The sequence below is a fragment of the Bradyrhizobium sp. USDA 326 genome (assembly GCF_049739485.1).
Lineage (GTDB): Bacteria > Pseudomonadota > Alphaproteobacteria > Rhizobiales > Xanthobacteraceae > Bradyrhizobium.
The window spans coordinates 3,682,668-3,702,772 of record NZ_JBMGQA010000001.1; the positions used below are offsets into that span (position 1 = coordinate 3,682,668).

At 58.9% G+C, this 20,105-nt stretch carries 14 protein-coding genes and 7 pseudogenes; 15 read left to right on the top strand and 6 right to left on the bottom strand.

Translation table 11 applies throughout. The features are described 5' to 3' along the window. Positions 1 to 1,661 precede the first annotated feature (1,661 nt). From ABIG06_RS17405 to ABIG06_RS17415, 3 genes and pseudogenes are all read left to right on the top strand, one after another. Positions 1,662 to 2,492 (top strand): nodulate formation efficiency C protein, encoded by an 831-nt coding sequence (locus ABIG06_RS17405; protein ID WP_100213463.1) that lies wholly within the window; start codon positions 1,662 to 1,664, stop codon positions 2,490 to 2,492. A gap of 732 nt (positions 2,493 to 3,224) precedes the next feature. Beyond that, positions 3,225 to 3,332 (top strand): annotated as a pseudogene (locus ABIG06_RS17410) (transposase); the annotation flags it as partial. Between the two features lie 450 nt (positions 3,333 to 3,782). Then, complete coding sequence (locus tag ABIG06_RS17415) at positions 3,783 to 4,259, top strand: hypothetical protein (protein ID WP_199752495.1); 477 nt, start codon at positions 3,783 to 3,785, stop codon at positions 4,257 to 4,259. A gap of 388 nt (positions 4,260 to 4,647) precedes the next feature. Here ABIG06_RS17415 and ABIG06_RS17420 read toward each other — a convergent pair whose 3' ends face one another. Continuing rightward, complete coding sequence (locus tag ABIG06_RS17420) at positions 4,648 to 4,851, bottom strand: transposase (protein WP_199752497.1); 204 nt, start codon at positions 4,849 to 4,851, stop codon at positions 4,648 to 4,650. Between the two features lie 105 nt (positions 4,852 to 4,956). Between ABIG06_RS17420 and ABIG06_RS17425 the strand changes: the two are divergent. The 5 genes and pseudogenes from ABIG06_RS17425 to ABIG06_RS17445 all read left to right on the top strand — a co-directional run. After that, positions 4,957 to 5,152: pseudogene (locus ABIG06_RS17425) on the top strand (IS110 family transposase); the annotation flags it as partial. Positions 5,153 to 5,420: 268 nt separating this feature from the next. Continuing rightward, positions 5,421 to 6,848: a di-heme-cytochrome C peroxidase gene (locus ABIG06_RS17430; protein ID WP_370137893.1), complete on the top strand. Its 1,428-nt coding sequence runs from the start codon at positions 5,421 to 5,423 to the stop codon at positions 6,846 to 6,848. Further along, entirely contained in the window at positions 6,800 to 7,078 is a 279-nt protein-coding gene (locus tag ABIG06_RS17435) for a hypothetical protein (RefSeq protein WP_370140866.1), read from the top strand. Before ABIG06_RS17430 ends, ABIG06_RS17435 begins: the two co-directional genes overlap by 49 nt. Positions 7,079 to 7,308: 230 nt before the next feature. Beyond that, entirely contained in the window at positions 7,309 to 7,707 is a 399-nt protein-coding gene (locus tag ABIG06_RS17440) for an avidin/streptavidin family protein (RefSeq protein ID WP_036032120.1), read from the top strand. 156 nt (positions 7,708 to 7,863) lie between these two features. Continuing rightward, positions 7,864 to 8,859: pseudogene (locus ABIG06_RS17445) on the top strand (IS3 family transposase); the annotation flags it as partial. 1,198 nt (positions 8,860 to 10,057) lie between these two features. On the opposite strand, the gene ABIG06_RS17450 reads toward ABIG06_RS17445, so the two are convergent. The 3 genes and pseudogenes from ABIG06_RS17450 to ABIG06_RS17460 form a co-directional block, all read right to left on the bottom strand. Next, positions 10,058 to 10,348, bottom strand: a complete 291-nt coding sequence (locus ABIG06_RS17450; protein ID WP_124163946.1) for a DUF3768 domain-containing protein — start codon at positions 10,346 to 10,348, stop codon at positions 10,058 to 10,060. Positions 10,349 to 10,486: 138 nt separating this feature from the next. Further along, positions 10,487 to 10,654 (bottom strand): hypothetical protein, encoded by a 168-nt coding sequence (locus ABIG06_RS17455; protein ID WP_157786120.1) that lies wholly within the window; start codon positions 10,652 to 10,654, stop codon positions 10,487 to 10,489. A gap of 103 nt (positions 10,655 to 10,757) precedes the next feature. Beyond that, a pseudogene (locus ABIG06_RS17460) lies at positions 10,758 to 10,986 on the bottom strand (IS256 family transposase); the annotation flags it as partial. 265 nt (positions 10,987 to 11,251) lie between these two features. Here ABIG06_RS17460 and ABIG06_RS17465 point away from each other — a divergent pair. After that, positions 11,252 to 12,456 (top strand): annotated as a pseudogene (locus ABIG06_RS17465) (IS110 family transposase). A 306-nt stretch (positions 12,457 to 12,762) separates the two neighbouring features. Here the strand turns inward: ABIG06_RS17465 and ABIG06_RS17470 are convergent. Then, positions 12,763 to 13,776: pseudogene (locus ABIG06_RS17470) on the bottom strand (IS256 family transposase); the annotation flags it as partial. A gap of 157 nt (positions 13,777 to 13,933) precedes the next feature. Between ABIG06_RS17470 and ABIG06_RS17475 the strand changes: the two are divergent. The 5 genes and pseudogenes from ABIG06_RS17475 (at position 13,934) to ABIG06_RS17495 (ending at position 16,490) form a co-directional block, all read left to right on the top strand. Then, positions 13,934 to 14,599 carry a hypothetical protein gene (locus ABIG06_RS17475; protein WP_124163948.1) on the top strand — a complete coding sequence of 222 codons (666 nt, stop codon included), beginning with the start codon at positions 13,934 to 13,936 and terminating at the stop codon, positions 14,597 to 14,599. A 442-nt stretch (positions 14,600 to 15,041) separates the two neighbouring features. Further along, positions 15,042 to 15,125: pseudogene (locus ABIG06_RS17480) on the top strand (SEL1-like repeat protein); the annotation flags it as partial. A 12-nt stretch (positions 15,126 to 15,137) separates the two neighbouring features. Next, complete coding sequence (locus ABIG06_RS17485) at positions 15,138 to 15,761, top strand: tetratricopeptide repeat protein (RefSeq protein WP_245334195.1); 624 nt, start codon at positions 15,138 to 15,140, stop codon at positions 15,759 to 15,761. A gap of 345 nt (positions 15,762 to 16,106) precedes the next feature. Beyond that, the gene (locus ABIG06_RS17490) at positions 16,107 to 16,286 is read left to right on the top strand and encodes a tetratricopeptide repeat protein (protein ID WP_225115165.1); all 180 of its coding nucleotides are present in this window, start codon (positions 16,107 to 16,109) and stop codon (positions 16,284 to 16,286) included. A 24-nt stretch (positions 16,287 to 16,310) separates the two neighbouring features. Beyond that, positions 16,311 to 16,490: an SEL1-like repeat protein gene (locus ABIG06_RS17495; protein WP_245334194.1), complete on the top strand. Its 180-nt coding sequence runs from the start codon at positions 16,311 to 16,313 to the stop codon at positions 16,488 to 16,490. 261 nt (positions 16,491 to 16,751) lie between these two features. On the opposite strand, the gene ABIG06_RS17500 is transcribed toward ABIG06_RS17495, so the two are convergent. Continuing rightward, a complete protein-coding gene (locus ABIG06_RS17500) occupies positions 16,752 to 16,976 on the bottom strand; it encodes a hypothetical protein (protein ID WP_311739830.1) in 225 nt (74 codons plus the stop codon). Positions 16,977 to 17,501: 525 nt separating this feature from the next. Between ABIG06_RS17500 and ABIG06_RS17505 the strand changes: the two genes are divergently transcribed. Beyond that, positions 17,502 to 19,826, top strand: coding sequence for a DUF3141 domain-containing protein (locus ABIG06_RS17505; RefSeq protein WP_424578357.1), 2,325 nt, complete (start codon positions 17,502 to 17,504; stop codon positions 19,824 to 19,826). Positions 19,827 to 20,105: the final 279 nt, after the last annotated feature.

The window sequence follows — 20,105 nt, forward strand, 5'->3', positions numbered from 1 at the left end:
GGGCGTCATGTACGGCGCTGATAAGTCGAAAGCTGGCATATTAGAAGGCTTGCTGCGGTGAACGCCTGGATGGCCATTGCGATCCGGTTTTCAATCATGTGGATATCCCTCAGTACGCCAGGGACACGACCTCATCCGAAGCAAATGGAGCCTCGAGAATGATTATTCAAGTCGCGAGTTGCAACAGCATGCGCGTGCTCACCTACTAGGCCTAGTTGTTGATCGGGGCGACGGAGGCATGCCAACGTTGCTAACGACGCTGACGCTGGTCAAAGCGCCGGCTTGCCTGAAGGCAGGGGGCGTTCGCAAATAGTAGAGGAGAGATATCATGAATCGCTCTGTCGCCACTATCGCACTGACGCGTTTGGGAATCGCTCTTTCCAGTGTTGCCATCGCACAGACAGCTAGACAGGAGAACAACACCCTTCCAGGGCAGGAGCGCGCTCTCAGTGTCGCGCCGGGCTAAGTGCAGCCGACCAGAGGGGTCGTGTTTTTGACAGCGGCAATCAACTCAGACGGCAGCATAGCGGGCTGCTTCGGTTACAACACCGCGAACACCAAGAGGGGCTGGCATATATCAGATCGATTTCGGACACAACGTCCAAGCAATCAAGGGTTGGAGCCGATGGGTTCAGGCCGACACCTTGACGAACGGTGCGGAGAACGCTTGGTGTAACACTGCCGACCGGGCCGGCAATGACAATGCAGTTTGGGTTAACTGCCAGACTAGCAGTGCGCCGGTTGACGCATCCTTCTTCTTGTTCGTCGCCACCGAACTTGCGTGGCGACCTCAACCCCAGTGAGGACGATCGGCCTTCCCACGCTGATCGAGGGCGGGTAAGAAGTAGAGTATTTTCGCTAGTCACGCACGCCCACTCTCACTGGGCTCGTCCGGCTTTTCCTGATTATCGGGCGAGCACGCGAGCAGGCCGCCACCGTTGTGAGCGTGCATGTCGATCTGTTGCCCGCACGCGAGTGCCGTCTCGAACCGCAAATGATTACAGTGGTGTCCGTAGCGAAGGCCTAATCCACTCACTTGAGATCATTTGCTTCGGGGTTCTTGGCAGGATCGTTGATGGCCGGAAGCTCGCATGATCCTGCGCGACATGCAGGCCGACGACGGCGCATCTTGCACAACGCCAGAAGTCTTCGGGAGCGATTTGAGCCGGAGGAGTAGCAAAGGAGGCCGCTCGCGTCGTCGTGCAAATGGCGGGAAAGCAATCTATAGAGCGCGACGAGGCGATGCGCGATATCGCACGCCTCTGCCGCAGTGATCTCCTCCCCGACACGGCTCTGTATATACGCCGAAGCTCTTCGAATCGTTCGGATGAGAATTGATGGCCAGTTCGTACTATGCCCGATGAGATGTAGTGCTGGGGCGCATCCTTCACAGAAGCTGAAAATGCAGGCAAGCGCATTCAAGCACACTACGCATGCTCTCCACTGCCAGCCGAGGTGTTGTTCTAAAAGTCAAGCTGATCAAATGGCCCCGGACCTCCTTGGGCCCGCTCCGCAGAAGTGTCGGCACCTGCATCAGATCGCCAGCAGGCTGGGGTGAACGAAATTGATTTGGGTGCCAACCAGTCCTGGTAGCTGCGCCGCCACTCTCCTCAAGATACAATTTTGCGCGGATATCAGGATAGCTGCGCGGGGTAAGAGAAATGATCGAAAGGCGCGTGCTTTGGCTTTGTCTCGTTATCGGTCTCTGTATCGGCCTTGGCGTATGGTTGATCTTGCCGGGTGGGCCGGCCGGTAAGAGCGATGGTGTTCGTACGAGCGACAACCCGCTTATCGATAAGGTCAAATCAACCTGGCGAGCGCAGGATGGTGAGACAGCGGAGCAAATCTTCACCAAGGTCTCGAAGGTAGCACACTTCATCCCCAGGGGATGGGAGGCTGGTCAAAAGGCCGACTCGGGCGAGTCAGTTATTTTTTCATGGGCCAAACACCGGGCCGATAAAACAAAGGAAGAGTACACGGTCACGTGGGAGGTGATGCCCGATGACACAGTGAAAATTGTGGCGCCGTATGCAAAGCCGATGGAACTAGGCTGGCAGGCGTTCGCACTCTCGCTCATCGCGGACGAAGTGACAAACGACGAAAGCGGCGTGAACCGTCACTTTCTGCATAATCCCGCTAACTTCAACTTCGTGACCACCGCCCAGGGCAAGTTGGGCGATCTTCTACGGCGTGGCCGCTGCGCTATCGGCGAGCCGGTTGGAGTGCATTACTCGCCGACGAGAGATGAGCAGCAAACCACAAAGGGCGGGCTATGGCGCGTCGAGCTTTCGGTCGACTGCAATGTTCCCGGACCTAGTTACTTCACGCGCGACGGAATCATTATTTTCGAGAAGCGTGAAGGGCAAGATTGGGAGCCACAATCGTTCTTTGCCAAGCTTATCGCCACGTATGCACCCGGCTCTTGGTTTAAGCTTGCGGACCCGAAAGATCAGGAATCGTTCGAGGCGGACAGGAAGGTGTTGTCAAAATGACGTTCGCCGTCGATGATGAAGTCGCATCGCTCTTCAAAGTGTCTGCGCTTCGTGCTGCACACTCGATCTCGACAACCAAGCTCAAGTGGAGTTTGTCGGACGGTTGGGCGAGGTAAGATTGCAGACCAACACGGTTGCCGTGCTTTCACGTTCCGAGCCTGTTTGTTCAATACGCAAACTGATCAGCCGCTAACGTCTGTCTACAGCGGAACTATCGAGTATTGGGCCACTGTAGGACCTGCCAGACGCATCGATTATCCAATCTCCCTAGGCGATCGTCTCGCCGGACCGCGACCGTTCCGTCTCCGCAACCCCGAGCAGCTCCGACGGAGCAATCGCGGTCGGCGTGCCACTGGAGAGAAAGAATGGCAGCTTGAAAACAGCCCGCAGTTAAAGGGCCGATTGACATCCATCGATCTTTTCAACCTTTAGCCGCTGACGTCGATGTATGAGGGCTCACTTGCTCGGCCGCCAGTTTGGTCTCTTCAACGCAAAAGCCCGCCATATGGCGGCTTTTGCGTTATGCTTCATCACCTTTGCCGTATCACCTTTGCTAATAATAACTGGGTGGTTGCCCACGGGTTGCCCAAAAAAAGTCTGACTGATCCCGGCTGGCTTGAGTACGATTGAAAGCCTCCGATTCTGGGCTCTACTTCTAGTCGTTCCTTGTGACCTTGCCCCACAGGCTTAATCCAGTTTGAAGTTCGTTCTGGCCCACAACAAGGCCAGAGCATGAAGCGACGCAGCCGCTTTTCGGAAGAGCAGATCATCGGGATTTTGAAGGAGCATGAAGCCGGCGTGTCGGTTGCCGATCTGTGCCGCAAGCATGGCGTCAGCGACACTCTCGCGCAGCGCCGGGACGCGTGGGGTGAGTGCAACCAAAGCGTTGCTTCGCTCACTGCAGCAAACGTAATGAGAATGCAGGGAACTTGAACGCGGGATCACTTTCACGCGAGACCATCTTGTCGGCGCCATCGCAGGGCAAAAGTGTGCGGACTTCAGATTGCGCATTGTTAATTGTTCTCCTCATAACACAATTGGAGGCTGTCGTGACAAATGCAGCAGCAGCGCTTACCAACTCGGTATCGGTGACAGAGAATTCCGATGGACGTTGGAGGTGTTTAGTCTCGGAATCGATAGGGCACTCTGGCATATCTCGCAGGAGAAGCCGCATGCCGGGCCGTGGTCAACCTGAGCCTCGCTTGGCGGCGTTCTCACCAGCTCGCCGTCCAGCGTCGATAATTCGGATGGCCGTCTCGAAGTGTTCGCCCGTGGCATCGACAAAGCGTTGTGGCACATCTGGCCGGACAGCCACATGCCGGACCGTGGTCAGGCTGGGCCTCGCTCGGCGGCGGCATCACCAGCGATCCTGCCGTGGTCGACAATTCCGATGGCCGTCTCGAAGTGTTCGCCCGGGGCACCGACAACGCGTTGTGGCACATCTGGCAGGAGGAGCCGCATGCCGCTCCGTGGTCCGGTTGGGCCTCGCTTGGCGGCCAGATCACCAGCGATCCCGCCGCGATCGCCGACAGCGACGGCCGGCTGGAAGTGTTTGCGCGCGGGGCTGACAACGCGCTTTGGCACATCTGGCAGGATAAGCCGCGCTCCGGACCGTGGTCCGGCTGGGCATCCCTGGGCGGCGTTCTCCTGAGCGATCCACTCGCGCCTGACGGACTGCACAAGAGGTCGGCCGTCTCACAAGGCGGCCTAACTGACCCATCATTATGCGACTACGTCGTCACACAACGTCGCTTCATCGCGCGCTAATTCCGGCTTTGGACCGGCCCTCGGCCCCGTTACCCGTTTTAATCCGTTGAACGGCGATTTACGCTTCGTGTCGCACGCCATGGAAAACTGCTCCCTCGGCGTCACGAGGAATTGCCCCCTCCTTGGATAGCCGAGGAGAGAGCGAATGAACGAGGAACGAATAACGGAAGGCTCGTCGTGGATTGATCCACGGGGGCAGGTGATGAAGACGCCGGATGACGTGGCGGAGATGTTGCGCCTGAGGGCGTGCGGGTAGGGTCTGAAGCGGATTGCGCGGCAGCTGGGCTGCAGCCATCACACGTCATCGACGCGCCGCAAGGACCGAGCGCGCCCTCAGCCGGCACCGGATCGCGGCAGACCGAGTGCCGGATCTGGCGCGCTCCTCTTCTCACCCCGCGTCGGATGGTTGCACGCTCGAATACTCCGACGCCACGAGGCTGAAAAAGGCCGTCAACTTGAGGTCGTTGAAGCGAGAGAAGTCGCCGGCCTCGGCAGCCGCCGTCACGGCAACGATGAAGGTGACGCCCCGCATTGCCTGCAGGGCCTCTACAAATGGCGTGATCGACCATTGTGGCGCCAGCTCCCCGATCACTTGGACAAACAGTCCACACGGACCTCAGCGTCGGTTACGGCATGAATGTAGTCCTGCAGAACGATTTGGCTCGCCGGGTGCTCGAAGGCGCGCCGTATTGAGCCCGCCGGACTCTGCAGATATGGCCTGCATCGCGACAACTGAACGGACTGGGGCACGACTGCCACGTCGTGGTTCCCTCGCTGATCCCGATGAAGGCCGGGGATCGAGTAAAAACCGACCGGCGCGATGCAGCGGTGCTGGCCAAGGGCGGGCTGACAGCTGTGGGGGTCTGGATGCGGCGCATGAGGCCCTGCGCGAGCCCTCGGATTATGGCGCAGATTCTGCGATTTCCATTGGTGGGCGATGCAGAGGCAGCCGACATCACTACAAAACTTGGTAGGTTGAACTTGATGGGTCTTTAATACCAAATCACCTGCCCTCAGATGCTAGACTGCCGTCTGAGGCTCTTTCTGATCGGCTTAACCGTTGCTACCACGACAAGATCGAGCGCACAGGGCGCGGACGCTATTCCATTCTACGTTGACCAAGGTGCAGAGTGGACCGCGACGGCGAGAGCGGACTTCTATGTGCGCGATCAGGGCTCGCGTTTGATCGCGCTCTCCTGGATGCAGGCTCTAAAGCAAAGGAACGGACAACCGTTCCTCGCCGATGGTTTGTCGCGGTACGGCTATCTCCCCAATCCAGGCAACAAGGTCAGTCTTCCCGTCGGCTTTCATGCCTCCGGTCCTGAAGGTTTCCAAATTGTCGGAATGACCTGCTCCGCATGTCATACGCGCCAGATCGAAGTGGAAGGCAATGTGTATCGTGTCGATGGCGGTCCCGGACTCGTGGACTTCTACACGCTGCTTGGTGACTTGGACAAGGCTGTCGGCGATGTGCTTGCTAGCGATGACTCGTTTGCTCCTTTTGCTGCAGCTGTTCTGCAGTCGGCAAATCCCGATACGGCTGATCTTGAGGTTCTTCGCCGGCAGGTAGACAGGTGGTACTTGCGGTTTCACACGCTTGTGGTGCGAGCCCTGCCCAAAAGCGGCTGGGGAGTAGGCCGTTTGGATGCTGTCGGGATGATCTTCAACCGGTTATCCGGACTGGACATCGGTCCGCCACCCGATTTCATGATCCCGGAAAACATAAAAACCGCTGACGCTCCCGTGAGATACCCATTCCTTTGGAATGCGCCGCGGCAGGACAAGACGCAATGGCCGGGATTTGCAAAGAACGGAAGTGACATCTTGGGGCTGGCCCGGAACGTTGGCGAGGTTTTAGGGGTGTTCGCTACGTTCGAGCCGAAGCGTCAGGGAGCGGTCATCAATTTCCTCAATGGCAATTCCACCAATTTCGACGGCCTTAGCGAGCTTGAAAACCTCGTGAAGCGAATCGGCCCTCCGAAATGGCCCTGGAAGATTGACGCTGCCTTAGCCATCCGGGGTAAGATGATTTTCGAAAGAGGTTCCGATGAAGGGGGATGCAGCGGTTGTCATGGGATTGAAGGCGGCGAGCAGCGCTTTCCATTCATCAAAACGTGGAGAACCGTGGTGCAGAACGTCGGTACCGATACACGTGAGTACGATGTTCTCGCCTGGAAAGCGAAGACAGGCGTCCTGAACGGAGCGTACATTCCCTTCGCAACCGCTCCTCTTAAGGAAAGGGATCAGGTTCTTAACATTCTCGCGACCTCGGTCATTGGTTCGATCGCAGAACACTTGCTAGCCGGTGGTGACCCTTCCACCAACGCACGGGTCGCGGCGTCACCAGATCCGGGGTCGTCGGAGACCCCGGAGTCTCTGGGGTTGGTACGACTACCGCCGACCCTGCAGGATCTGGTAACGGCGTTCGACGCTGTCAGCACTTCGGAAGAGATCAAAAAAGCCAAGCGGAAGGGGCAGAAAAGGCATCGCGCAGTCGACTCCCTCAATGGGGCGCCTACGAGGCCCGCGTTCTGCAGGGCATTTGGGCCGCCGCACCTTATCTTCATAACGGCTCGGTTCCTACCCTAGCGGAATTGCTCAAACCATCCGGGCAGCGCAAATCGCAGTTTAGCATTGGACGGAAGTACGACATCGAAAACGTTGGTCTTGCCGCCGCTCAGGAGCCTCAAAGTGACTCACTATCCGTCACGGATTGTAATGACATCAATTCTGGAAACAGCCGATGCGGCCACGAGTACGGGACGAATTTGAGCGAACAAGACAAAAAGGCGCTGCTCGAATACCTCAAGACGCTGTGACCCGTCGTTCGCTCTTTGAGCATTCTCAAGAGGTCGGTACCCAACGTCGCTCGAAATGAGGCCGTCGGCAAATCCACCTCTGGAGAATCTGGCGAAACTACGAAGCGAGAACTTTTCGTGGACGGGTGCGCTTCTGGGTTGATTGTGGAAGCGAATTGCATGGCCGCATCATGAGAGCGAATCTATATCTGGCAGCGTTTGTGCAGTTGCCTAATGCCTAGGGGAATACCATGACACGCTTGTTTGTGCTTCTGCTCTTTGCCGTCATATCGGTATCTGCTCACGCGCAGTTGCCCGTCCCCTCCACATGGGTGAATCAAAGGGGCTCGTTTCTCTCGATCCAGATGCTAGACCCGTCAACAGGGAATTTCGCGGGAACGTATGTCAACAACGCGACTGGATTTTCGTGCCGGGGACAGCCTTACCCTGTCGCAGGCGTCGTCACGGCAAACAGAATAGATTTCTACGTCAATTGGACGGCACCCGCGGCCCCAGACTGCAAAACAATCACGATTTGGAATGGTCGTGTAGCTGCTAATAAGATTCCAGCTGGGTGGACACTATATTACGTGGGATCGGACTGGCAGTTTCATAAAATGACGGGGCGTGACTTGTTCACGAGGAGGTAGACCAAACTGCTTCAAGTTTGTCGTTCCTGTCAGGGGTGCGCATTCCGACGAAGTCGGCCGTGGATTCCGAGCGAAGCCGGCCGCCTGTACCGATTGTGACCTGCCACTGCGTATTCCTCCAGAAGGAGTTAGAGTCCGGCCCGAAGCGAAGCGGCTGAGGCCTTGGAAGAGCAGAACGCGAAGCTGAAGAAGCTTCTGGCCGAGCAGATGCTCGATGCGCCCGCACTTCGCGAGCTCCTTTCAAAACAATGGTAGGGCCCGCCGCAAAGCGCGCTGCGATCGCGCATCTGCAGGCTGTCATGAGCCTGTCGGAACGGCGGGCCTGCTGGATCGTGGGGGCGGATCGCAAGATGATCCGCTACCGCTCAAGCCGCCCGCCGGACGCAGTTCTGCGTGGCCGATTGCGCGATCTCGCCAACGAGCGGCGGCGTTTCGGCTATCGCCGGTTGTTCGTCTTGCTGCGGCGGGAGGGCGAGCCATCGGGGATCAACCGGATTTACCGGCTTTATCGCGAGGAAGGGCTCACCGTCCGCAAGCGGCGGGCTCGCCGCAAAGCTGTGGGGACCCGTGCCCCGATCCTGGTCGAGGCGAGGCCGAACGCGCGCTGGTCGCTGGACTTCGTCCACGACCAGTTCGCCAATGGCCGACGCTTCCGCATCGTCGACGACGTCACCAAGGAATGCCTGAGCGCCATTCCGGAGACCTCAATCTCGGGGGCGGCGCGTGGCCCGCGAACTGACGGCAATCGTCCAGCGATGCGGCAAGCCAGGAATGATCGTGTCCGACCATGGCACCGAATTCACCTGCAACGCCATGCTCGCTTGGTGCAAGGACGCAGCCATCGATTGGCACTTCATCGCACCGAGAAAGCCGATGCAGAACGGCTTCGTCGAGAGTTTCAATGGCCGGATGCGCGATGAGCTACTCAACGAGACCCTGTTCTTCGATCTCGATGACGCCCGCGCCAAGATCGGCAATTGGGTCGCCGACTACAATCTCCAGCGTCCCCACTCGTCGCTGAAATACCTGACCCCCGCGGCCTACGCCGCCCACCTCACCGCAACGGACGATCGGCTGCGCAACCCCGACCAGCTCCGCCGATCGTCCGTTGCTGCACCCGCGCCACTTGGCGTACAAACCCCGAGACTCTAACTGCCGCTGGATGAAAATGCAGTGGCAGGTCACCGCAGATGCGCACCCGATGGGCTTCCTATACTGCCAACCTCGTTCGAAGTAGGTTGCAAGGTCTGCGCGAGCGCAAACAGCGGAACCTGTGGCTGCTAATGGCAGCGGATTCATGATTGCCCCGGTCCTCGCCTGGGCCAGAAAGAGCGTAAAACTCGATTAAGCCTAGGAGCCCCCCTTCTCGAAAAGCCTGGCCAGTCTCAAATTATCTGACACGGACACTCGAAGTTCTCACTCAGGCAAGAGCCGCTAGACAATTTAAACTACGTCATCCTCAAGACATCGATGTCCCAATCCCGACGGTAGGACGGGTATACCCTGTCAGTGCAGAGAGAGGCGCGTTGTGTCACGAGGAAACGCTCGGTCATAAACCTGCAATCAAAGCGTGCTACGTAGCTTGGTCCGACAACTTGCCGCTGCTGGTCGGAGTGACGCGCAGTGTTTTTTGGCTCATTGATTTGTCGGGATGGGTATTCGCGCATGGTTTACGACACTGCTACGGTGCAGATGCTCCGCAACGTCCTTGATGAAGTACTTGCTAGCTCCACGTTCATCGGGCAGGAGCACCGCTCTGCGCTGGAGATCGCGGAGCGCATTCTTTGGCTTGCCTCACAGGGAGAGCGGGAGGCCGCGACAATCAAACAGCACTTACTGAACGAGTTTTTGGTGAGCGGTAGCGATAGCGTAAGAGCCGAGAACGCCACCTCGATGGTAAGCAAGGCTCCGCGTTTGTGTTCGGACATACGATACCGGGGATCCTAGTAACGCCGGTCGGAGGTTCCGAGCTGAATGACAAATGCCGGCCAATCGCCGCTGAAATTGTTTGACGCTGGGCTATGCACATGCAGATCCCATTGCGCCACTCCGCCTCCGCGGAAAAGAGATCTGTTCGGTGTCATCTCCATATCGCTCGCTAGACAAATGCGCCTCGGAGTCATGTGATCTGAACGAATCCTAGAGCAGCCTACTTACCATTCAGGATCCATACAAAGCCCTCGCCGTGGCGAGGGCTGGACAAGCAGTGTCCGAGGCAAATGTCCGCACTGATCGCGCGCTTAACCCTGAGGGTTCGGCAGGGCTTCCGATGTTCCCCGCCACGGTGCTTCGTCCTGCTGGAGCATTCTTCCGCAGCGTCTGGATAGGAGGCGACCATTTCTTGTTCTGTTCAGTACTCGCTTGCCGACATCAGCCTGAGGACACGCAATGTCCTTTCCGAGTCGCTTGGATCTTCGGAGCCTTGCTGCATCTTCCTGTCGTCGTAGTCGATCTTCCAGAAGAACTTTTGACCCACCAAGTCGAAGCTTCCGAAGCCGTGCTCGCCATGAGAATCGTTCTCCTCTGTAAACCCGGAGAAATCCGCCACCTGACGGAGCGCCTCGGCCTTACGCAGTCGGGTAGCTCGGCGGCTCCGATTGTCATCATTGCCTTGCCGCCACCGAAGTGCGCCGGAAGGCATCGTTCAGAAGGGCGATACTATTCATCATCGCACTCCTCCGCGTCCTCGCGCCTGTAGGGCGTCATGCGGACCACACGTCGCTCCACTCGCGTGCACTCTTCGGGGTGGTAGTAGTTGCGAACCAGCATCGCCACCCTCCTAGATCAGGCCGGCGAGCACAAGTGCCGAGACGATCGTCTTGCCACCACATGCTTCGCAGAAGCCCTGGTCTTGATCGGGCTCCATGTCGGCGGTGTTGTTGCACCCCGCCGTCATGCAGATCGCGGGGCTCGTTTGAACTCTCTCGGCAAGAGAAATGTTGGACATCGTGTCCTCCTCGCTACGAGCTTCCGACCCATTCGGGTGCTCGTTCCGAGGCGGAGCGAGCGTCCACTACTGGAGCTATGCGGGATTTTGGGTGACGAGGTGATCAGGCGGCGTGGTTTTCCGGCATTTGGATGACCTCGATGCCGTCATTAAATCTGACACCTGCGATGACCTTGGGCATTGGATTTGTGCCGTTGAGCCGCCGGCAGGTCTTTGATGCGGCGATGACCAGCTTGAACACCATCAGGCTTGGCGGTGGTCGGCGACAACGAGCCCTTGGTGCGCACCGTTCTGTGCCGCACGGTCGCGAACACGCTTTCGATGGGATTGGTAACCGGTATGAGATGGCTCGGTGCCAACGTTCCGCTGCGGTGTTCCTACATCGTGGCGTATGGTGCGACCATCGGGACAGAGGCACCGGGAGCACGAAGTGCGGACAGGCCGATGCACACGATGAGCCGAGAGCTCGAGTTAGTAGCTGGCCGCCTCTGCGACTCGCCCGGTTGCGCCGCGAGCGCGAATCCGTAGTTGTCGTGTCGCCCGCAGCTCCCGTCATGTGTTCGGCAGAGGAGGTGCGAATGCGACGGATAAATTGGCATTGATGTCCACCGAACCTTCGGGGAGGTGGTATTTTGGGAGAACGGCAGGCTTCGACATGCGGGTCGCATTGATATGACGCGGACTGCGCTGGAGGGATTTGGCAAAACCCCGCTGGCCGGTGATGAGGTGGTGCTCGAAGCGACTGGTAACCGCCTGGCGGTGTCGCGGGTTCTGGCGCCATTCGTGGCGCGGGTGATCATCGCCAATCCGTTGCAGGTGAAGGCGATCGCCCAGGCTCACGTCAAGACCGACAAGATCGATGCCGGCACGCTCGCCAGTCTGCAGACGGCGGGATACCTGCCGCAGATCTGGACGCCTGACGCGGAGACCGAGCGCAAGCGTAGGCTGGTGGCGCGGCGCTACCAGGTCGTGCGGCATCGCACGCGGCTCAAGAACGAGGTGCATTCGATCCTGCACGCGCACCTGATCCCGAAGTGCCCGCATGCCGATCTTTTGCCGGGCATGGTTGGCCGCTCAACAGTTGCCGGACGATGAGTGAGCGGCCATCGACCGGCATGTCCGTGAGCTTGACCGGCTGGCGGAAGACCTGGTCCTGCTCGACCGCGAGATCGCGCGGGACGCAATCGAGGATTCCGCGGTCAACAGATTGATGACGATCACCGGCGTGAACCTGGCGGTCGCCGCCGGCATCGTGGCGGCGATCGGCGACATCAGCCGGTTCAACAGCCCGCACAAGCTGGTGAGCTATTTCGGGCTGAACCCGCGGGTGCGGCAGTCCGGGTTGGGAGCAGCCCACCACGGCCGTATCAGCAAAATCGGCCGCAGTCATGCGCGCGCCATGCTGGTCTAAGCGGCCTGGGCAGCGGCCAAGGCGCCCGGTCCACTGCATGCTTTTTTCGTGCGGATCCGTGCGCGGCGGCCATCAGATCGCCGCGGTGGCCGTGGCTCGGAAGCTCACTGTGCTCTGCTGGCACTTGCTGACAAAGGGCGAGGATTACCTGTGGGCGCGCCCGGCGCTAGTCGCCAGCAAGACCCGCGCGATGCAACTTCAAGCCGGACATCCACAACAGAAAGGGAGCCGCCGTGGACCAGCCTATGCCTACAACATCAAGCCGCTGCGCGACCGCGAGATGTTGATTGCCGCCCAGGCCGAGCAAAGCTACGAACGATTCGTGTCGCAATGGAAGTCGCGGCACCCAAAAAGTGGCTCGCGAGCGCCTCAGTTCGGCAGGACAAAATAGGCAGTCCGGTGACGCTTGCAGCCGACGCGTCACGCTTCGCCACGAGGTCGCCCGCGCCCAACAACCATAATCGCGGCTGATGGCAAGTTCTAGCCAGGAATGCAGTCCCGTTCCACTGCCAGTGTGCCGCCGTGCTCGGGCCGGTCAAGGCCAAGCCTTGCGGTGGCCGCAGATGCGGCCAGCCTTGACCGCCCCGGCGCGCGGCGGCTGCGAGATCGGTGGCCGGGACGGAAGAATGGCCCGCAGCGCAGCCGAACAATAGGTGGACTTACAGCGATCTCCGCAGTCGTCGTCTCGGCGACGAAGAAATCGCTTGTCCATCTCATCCGTCGTGCGCAGATGGTCCCAATGCTCGGCGGGGAAGTCGTAGAAGGTCAGCAGCGCGTCGCGGTCCTTGGTGAGGCATTCGACCGCCCGGCCATACTTGGCGCGGTATTTCTCGGCAAAGACATCGATCGCCGCTTCGGCGGCCGCCCGGTTCGGCGCCCGGTAGATCTCGCGCAGGTCCGTCTTCATGTTCGCCTGCACCGAGAGCGGGACCTTGTCCAGGACATTCACGGTCTTGTGCACCCAGCATCGCTGGTGCCGGGTGCCGGGACAAGCCTCATCGAGCGCCTTCCAGAAGCCGAGCGCGCCGTCGCCGACGGCAATTTCCGGGGCGATCTGCAATCCGCGCTGCTTGACGTCGATCAGGAGCTCGCGCCAGCTCTGCGTGCTCTCCCGCACGCCGACCTGAAAGCCGATCAGTTCCTTCTTGCCTTCCGGCGTTGCGCCGATCAGCACCAGCATGCATTCGCCGTGGTCTTCCATGCGCGCCTGCAGGAAGACCCCATCGGCCCACACATACACGTAGCGCCGCGCCGACAGATCGCGCTTCTGCCAACGCTCGTACTCGCCTTGCCATTCGGCCGTCAGCCGGGAAATCACCCCTGGCGACAGGTTCGGTGCGTCCTTACCCAGCAGGGCCGTCAGCGCCTCCTGGAAGTCGCCGGTCGAGATGCCGCGCAGGTAGAGCACCGGCAACAGCGCGTCCAAACTCCTGGTCCGTCGCGCCCACAGCGGCAGAATCGCCGAGCTGAACTGGATCCGCTCGCCATCGCCGGCCGCGCCGCGGTCCCGAATCTTCGCCCGTGCGACTTCGACGGGGCCGATGCCGGTCGTTCGCGCCGGGCCGCGACCGTGCCGCACCACGCGGGCGCGCCCATCGGCCGGCTTCAAGTCCTTCATCGTGGCAAGAAACGTCGCGACTTCGACCTCGATCGCCTGCGCCAAAAGCTGCTGCGCGCCCGCTCGCAGGATATCCGTCAGTGGATCGTTGATCTCGTCGGGCTGACGAAGACCGCTTCTCGCACCTTTACATCATTGGCAAGACTGTACCGGAAAGTCGACTTTAATCGAGACGACGGCGCTTCAGGACATCGAGCGCGGATGTGGAATCGCTCTTATCGATCCTCACGGCGACTTGGTGGAGCGCGTCGTGGCGCAGGTTTCCACGAGACGCTCATCAGACGTGATCTACTTAAATGCGTGCGATCCCTCCCAGCCGTATGGGTACAATCCCCTGCGGCATGTCCGTGAAGATCGGATCGCGCTCGCTGCTTCTGGCTTCATCGAAGTATTCAAGAAAATGTGGCCGGATGCATGGGGCCTTCGCATGGAGCACATTTTGCGCAACGTTTTGATGGCGCTGCAGGAGCAACCGCACGCCACGATGCGCATCCTATCGGACCGGAAGTTCCGCGCCGAGATTGCGCGACACTTGAAAAACGAGTCGGTTCGGACGTTCTTCATAAAAGAGTTTGAGCGGTTCTCGTTTGGCTACCGTGCCGACGGCACGGCGCCGATCCAGAACAAAGTGGGCGCCTTCCTTTCAGATCCGATACTCAACAGACTTCTAACCGCTCCCCAGCATGATCTCCATGTGCGGCAAATCATGGATGAGGGCAAAGTACTACTGGTGAACCTGGCCAAAGGGCAAATCGGTGAGGACAGCTCGTACACCTGGGCGGATTGCTCGTCACTACGCTCGCGCTTGCTGCGTTTAGCCGCGCCGACCTACCCGAGTATGAACGGCGTCCGTTCTTTGTCTACGTCGACGAGTTTCAACACTTGCAGTCGCCCACCAATACCTCCATCAGCTTGAACCAGAGGTGCGTCACGCCGTTCTCGGAAACGCCGGTACGATCATATCCTTTAGGGCTGGTTCAGACGGTGCGACATACAGGGCGCGGAACTTTCAAGGCCGATTTGATGAAGCCGATCTGTTGCAGCTGTCCAACTATCGTCTACTTAAAGCTGATGATTGATGGTACTCTTCTGATTGATGGTACTCCTTCACTTCCCTTCAGTGCGACCACGCTTGAGCCCTGTACTTTTCGAAGTTAGTGAGAGAAGCTGTTATCCTTGGAAGCCATCGCGGAAACGTGAATTGCATCGCGCCGAGCCTATTCATCAAGGAGGCCTTCCGGCTTCAATGCGGTCGGGCACTCCATCTCTACAGCGAAGGGCAGGGGTGCACGAAGGACTTCGCTGCTGCACTTCGTTGATATCACGCGGCGGCCGATCAGAAGTTTGCACCTGCCGAGTTCGCGCTCGGCGATGTCTATTATCAGGGACGCGGCGTACCCGTCGATTTCGCCCAGGCTGCGATCTGGTATGGCAAGGCCGCCGCGCAGGATCACGTGAGGGCGCAGATTGGGCTCGCATTCATGACGCTGAAGGGTAGGGGCTTGCCCGAGAGCCCGACTGAGGCTGCTCGCCTATTCCAGAGTGCCGCCACGCATGATGATCCGATCGCACTCTACAACATCGGCCTGTTTCGGTTCAGCGGCAAGGGCGTCGCCAAGGACCTCGATCGCGCCGAGACCGCGCTGCGCAAGGCGGCGCGGAAGGATTATCTTCCGGCAATTCAGGCACTCGCGGAATTCTATTCGAGCGGAGCCGATGCCGAGCCCGATTTGCGGGAGGCGGCGATTTGGTATGAGAAGGCGGCCGAGCGGGGCGATGTGCAGGCGCAATTCTTCGTAGGGCGGTTCTATGCGACTGGTGTCGGTGTCTCGCCCAACATTCGTCATGCCGCGAAGTGGTTCGAGCGCGCGGCCGAAAATGGCCATGCCACTGCGGCGTTCAATGTTGCAATCTTCTATCTCAACGGCTCCGGCGTTCAGCGCAACTTGGAGGCCGCGATAAAATGGTTTCGAACGTGCCTCCGATGGCGGCATCAGCGCCGCACAGGTGCAACTCGGAAAGCTCTATTCGACCGGCGCTGGCGTTCCCAAAGATCAGGAAATGGCGTCGGAATGTGAGCAGGGCCGCCAGTAGCGGAGATCCTGACGCCAAGACCGCCTATGCGGTCTTCCTGCTTCATTAGGATGCGTCTGCTGATAACGTTGCACGCGAGCACTCTTTGTTGGGAGAGGCCGCGGAGGCTGGTCATCCTCCGGCGGCGTTTCAACTGGGCGCGCTGAAGATGGGTAAGTTCGGAGGGGCCGCCGATATATTAGGCGCAATCCTATGGCTTACACGGGCGGGGGAAGCCGGTTATGTCGAGGCGCAGTACATGCTTGGACTTCTCCATCTGGATCCGAAAGAGCGGCGTGGGGAATGCTCAGCAGCATCATCGTGGATGACCAAGGCCGCGCGCGCGGGGCATGCAGCCGCACAGTTCCAGCTCGCCGTTATGTACTGGAGTGCGCCTGGATCTTGCAGAGGGTGTGAACTGGTATGAGGCCGCTGCAGAGCAGGGACATACTGTTGCGCAGTACAACCTCGCCGTGATGCTCGGGAGGGGACAGGGGCGCGAGGCTGACGTGACGAAGGCGACGGAATAGCTTCAGAGAGCCGCCGAGCGAGGCATGGCGGAAGCGCAGGTTGCTCTGGGCGACGCGTTGATGTCAGGCCGAGGCACCGCACAAGATCGGGACGCAGCAGTCAATTCGTATCAATACGCGGCGCGGCAACGCAATGAAGGCGCCGTGCGGCGCCTCCAGTCGATCGGCGCGACACGCGAGGAGACTTTCACACTGGAAACATAGGCTTTACGCTAGCCTCGGGCGAGGCGCAGCGCCGCTGCCAGGCTGCAATCCAGGTCAGCACTGGGCGCCACAACACTAAACAGTCGGCCGTGAAGAACCGCCCAAGCCATTGAGCGGGAGTCAATTTTGGAGCGGAGCAAGGTTTAATTGCTACCTTTTGGGGTCTGAAGGCCGGGAAGCTTGCAATTTCATTTTCAAGATTGAAGGAAGCCGCTGGCGCGCATTGAATTTCGTCTCCTGTTCTCAATTGGGGTCGATGTATTAGTTGGCGGAGCTCGTGCCGACGATCTGCAAATGAGCGGGAACATCGAATTCCATCTCGCGCGACACCTCGACGATGGTTTCTGGATGATGGCCATTCTTGGACAGCGCGTACTTGAACGCGTGGGTGCGGTTCAGGAAGAGACCGCGAAAAATCGCCGTTCTGTTCGCGCGCAACCCAAATCCCACGGCGATTCCTGCGACTGCCCAGGCGAGGCGCAGCACCGCCAGTGCTGAAAACCGTAGGCGACCGCATCCGCGGCGCTTCCAAATTGATGGATGGCAGCCTTAAGGTCTCTGACGTTTGTTCCCAATCACAACGCCGAGCATTGCATTCTCGCTTGGGTGTCAGCTACACGGGCTCGCGACGCTCGTGTAAACGCCAGCAAGGAATGTACAGACGTCCGCTATCTAACAAAGGTGATCCGCAGTGTCTGATTTCTGCCAGTGTTGGTTTTCGATCAGACAAAACCTGTGCAGCAGAACAGGAAGACGGAAGTTGCTTGGCCATACTTCGTCTCGGCAGCAACAAGATGCCTGGCATCGACTTTGCATAGAGCGATTCGGGAACGTCGTGGAAAGTCACCCCTGCTCGCAAAACGTCCTCTTGAGGTTACGCTTTCTTGGTCACACTGACCTCGCTTGCGAGCAGTTTGCCGGATGAAAGATGCCGTAGACAGGCAATCCGGCACCACAGCGTGAATCAGCACTACGGGGCGGCATCGACTCTAGAACAGAGGAGGTCAGGCCATGTCTGACTCGTTCCAGCGCTCCAACTTGGCCCAGTCAATGGAAGCGCAACATGCAGAACTCGAGCACGCGCTCACCCGCAGCCCATTCAGACTCCACGCTGATCGCATGGTCCAACAGGGCGCGAAGACCATCAACATTCTACAAGTTGCCTGGATACTGCGGGTCAAGCGCGGCTGCGAAATGGTCTTTATGCGCCTGCCCGAGCTCTTGGCAAGCGGCGAACGTCTGGCCAAAGATCTCCGGAACCTGCGTGACGATGGACAGCTTGGGGTTGCCTGGCGTGAATACACCCGCGACGCGGGCGAGCGCGCTATATTGCTAATCGATCTTCTCCGGGAGAGCGGCGACCTCTTCCTTGAACATGAGGCGGCAGGCTGTCAGCCGGTTCTTTTCTACGAGTACGAGAAGATCATGGACGGAAGGGATCTTCCCGTAAAGTCCAACTTCGTATTGCTGCGCATCATCCCGCCGCAAGATGTTACGGTCGATTACTCCCGTCGTCGGCCCTTTGTTATCATCCCTCCACGTGCGGGACACACTGCGGGTGTGGGAGCCCACGAGCACGATAGTCAGCTCGGCGTCGCCTTGCGCGAAGGTCATCCAGTGTATCTGGTGAGCTTCCGTCGCGATCCGGAGCAGGATCAGCAACTCTCTGATGTGGCCTATGCGGAAGCGGCGTTTGTTCGAGAAGTGATCCGCCGGCATCCGCGCGCGCCTCTGCCGGCCATTATCGGCAACTGCCAAGCAGGCTGGGCGACCCTCGTTCTGGCCGCAACAAACCCTGACTTGACAGGACCCGTCGTCATCAATGGATCACCGGTGACGGCTGTGTCGGGAAACATCGGCGACAACGCTTTCCGCTACATTGCCGGCATATTCGGCGGAGTCTGGATCCCGATGTTTCTGTGCGACCTTGGCCAGGGCATGTTTGATGGAGCCAATCTCATACATAATTTCGAGATGCTCAATCCCGAGCGCCGGCTGTTCCTCAAGTACGCCGAGCTTTTCCGCGACGTGGATACGACGCGCGAAAGCTTTCTTGCCACCGAGAAGTGGTGGAGCAGCTTCTGCTTGCTGCACGAAAACGAGATCTGCTGGATTCTCGAAAACTTGTTCATCGGCAACCGGCTCGGCAAAAACATGGCCTACCTGGGATCGGAGCGTCAGCACGTGGATCTCAAGCAGATCCGGGCGCCGATCATCGTGTTTGCCAGCCATGGCGACAAAGTGACGCCGCCCCAGCAGGCTCTGAATTGGATCACAGATGTTTACGAGGACGAGGAGGAGATCCGCGTTCGCGGCCAACACATTATCTATATGGTGCATGACGACATCGGGCACCTCGGCATCTTCGTCTCTTCAAAAGTTGTCAATAGGGAGTTCCGGCAAGTTGCAACCACGCTTGAGGCAATCGAAGCGTTAATGCCCGGCCTCTACGAAATGTGCGTCAAAGATGTTCAGGAACACGATGGACGAAAAAGCTTCAGTGTTGAACTAGTCGAACGCAGCTTCAAGGACATCCGGGCATTGAACGACAACTATCGCGATGAGTTCCCTTTCGGTGCAGTTGACCGGGCGTCTGAACTTCAGGCACAGATCTATCACACAATCGCCCGCCCCTTCGTCAGAGCTGCAGTCACGACCTTCACGGCCCAAGCTTGCCGTAGTGTTCACCCGGAGCGCCTGTCGCGAGCGCTAATTTCTTCGCGAAATCTGATGCTGGCTGGCTTCAAGTCCATAAGCGAGCAGGTTCGCCAGTCTCGAGCCAAGGCCAGAGTAGATAATCCATTCCTGCTGGCGGAAGCCTTGTATGTGCAGCATATCGCACAGGCGATGATCTACTGGCGCGACCTGCGCGACATGATGTATGAGCTGACGTTCCACAGCATGTGGAACACTCCTTTGCAGCACTATTTTGGTGATCGCTACGAAGTGCAGGCGAGGCAAATGACGCCAGAAGAATTGAGGTCGCGCCCGGACGTTCAGTGTGCGCTTAAGATGATCGCGACCGGCGGCTTTATCGAGGCCGTCATCCGCATGATGGCGCTGCTTGTGAGCGATCGCGGCGGTATCCGCCGCGATCGTCTCGATCGCTGGTCACGCGTCCTGACGCAGAACGAGCCGTTCCGCTCGGTCCCTTCTGACCGTCTGATACAATCACTCGCCAACAGACCATCATCGCCACTTTGGAACGGGAGCAAGCAATCGAGACCCTGCCATTGCTGCTGGATGACTCTGAGGAGCGCCGCCGCGCCTGCCTGGTCGCACGCTATGTACCTGGTCCCATCGCGGAAATGTCGCCGAAGACGATCGACCTCCTAGGGCGGTTTGCTCAGGTGCTTGAGCAGCCGCCAATCACCGGCGATGTTACCGAAAATCCGTTGGCACAAATGAAGGCTGAGTAAAGCGTCGACGCTTGGCGTAAAGGATGACCATCGGCTTGAGCGCCAGGCGTGGCAACTGAGGGCAATGTCGATGCGCCTCGTAGTTGGCACAGGATGAAGCCAGTTCGTCCTGCACGTTGTACTCTGACGCTTGCGGCTGGAGCGGCCAAACATGTTCGACGCGCGCCTATTGTGTGTTCCGGATCCTGAGCGCTGA

Bases quoted from the DNA above. Each gene is read 5' to 3' on its own strand.
- ABIG06_RS17405 (WP_100213463.1), top strand. From the start codon at position 1,662: ATGATCGAAAGGCGCGTGCTTTGGCTTTGTCTCGTTATCGGTCTCTGT.
- ABIG06_RS17440 (WP_036032120.1), top strand. From the start codon at position 7,309: ATGACACGCTTGTTTGTGCTTCTGCTCTTTGCCGTCATATCGGTATCT.
- ABIG06_RS17450 (WP_124163946.1), bottom strand. From the start codon at position 10,348: ATGCCTTCCGGCGCACTTCGGTGGCGGCAAGGCAATGATGACAATCGG.
- ABIG06_RS17455 (WP_157786120.1), bottom strand. From the start codon at position 10,654: ATGTCCAACATTTCTCTTGCCGAGAGAGTTCAAACGAGCCCCGCGATC.
- ABIG06_RS17490 (WP_225115165.1), top strand. From the start codon at position 16,107: ATGCAGCCGCACAGTTCCAGCTCGCCGTTATGTACTGGAGTGCGCCTG.
- ABIG06_RS17495 (WP_245334194.1), top strand. From the start codon at position 16,311: ATGGCGGAAGCGCAGGTTGCTCTGGGCGACGCGTTGATGTCAGGCCGA.
- ABIG06_RS17505 (WP_424578357.1), top strand. From the start codon at position 17,502: ATGTCTGACTCGTTCCAGCGCTCCAACTTGGCCCAGTCAATGGAAGCG.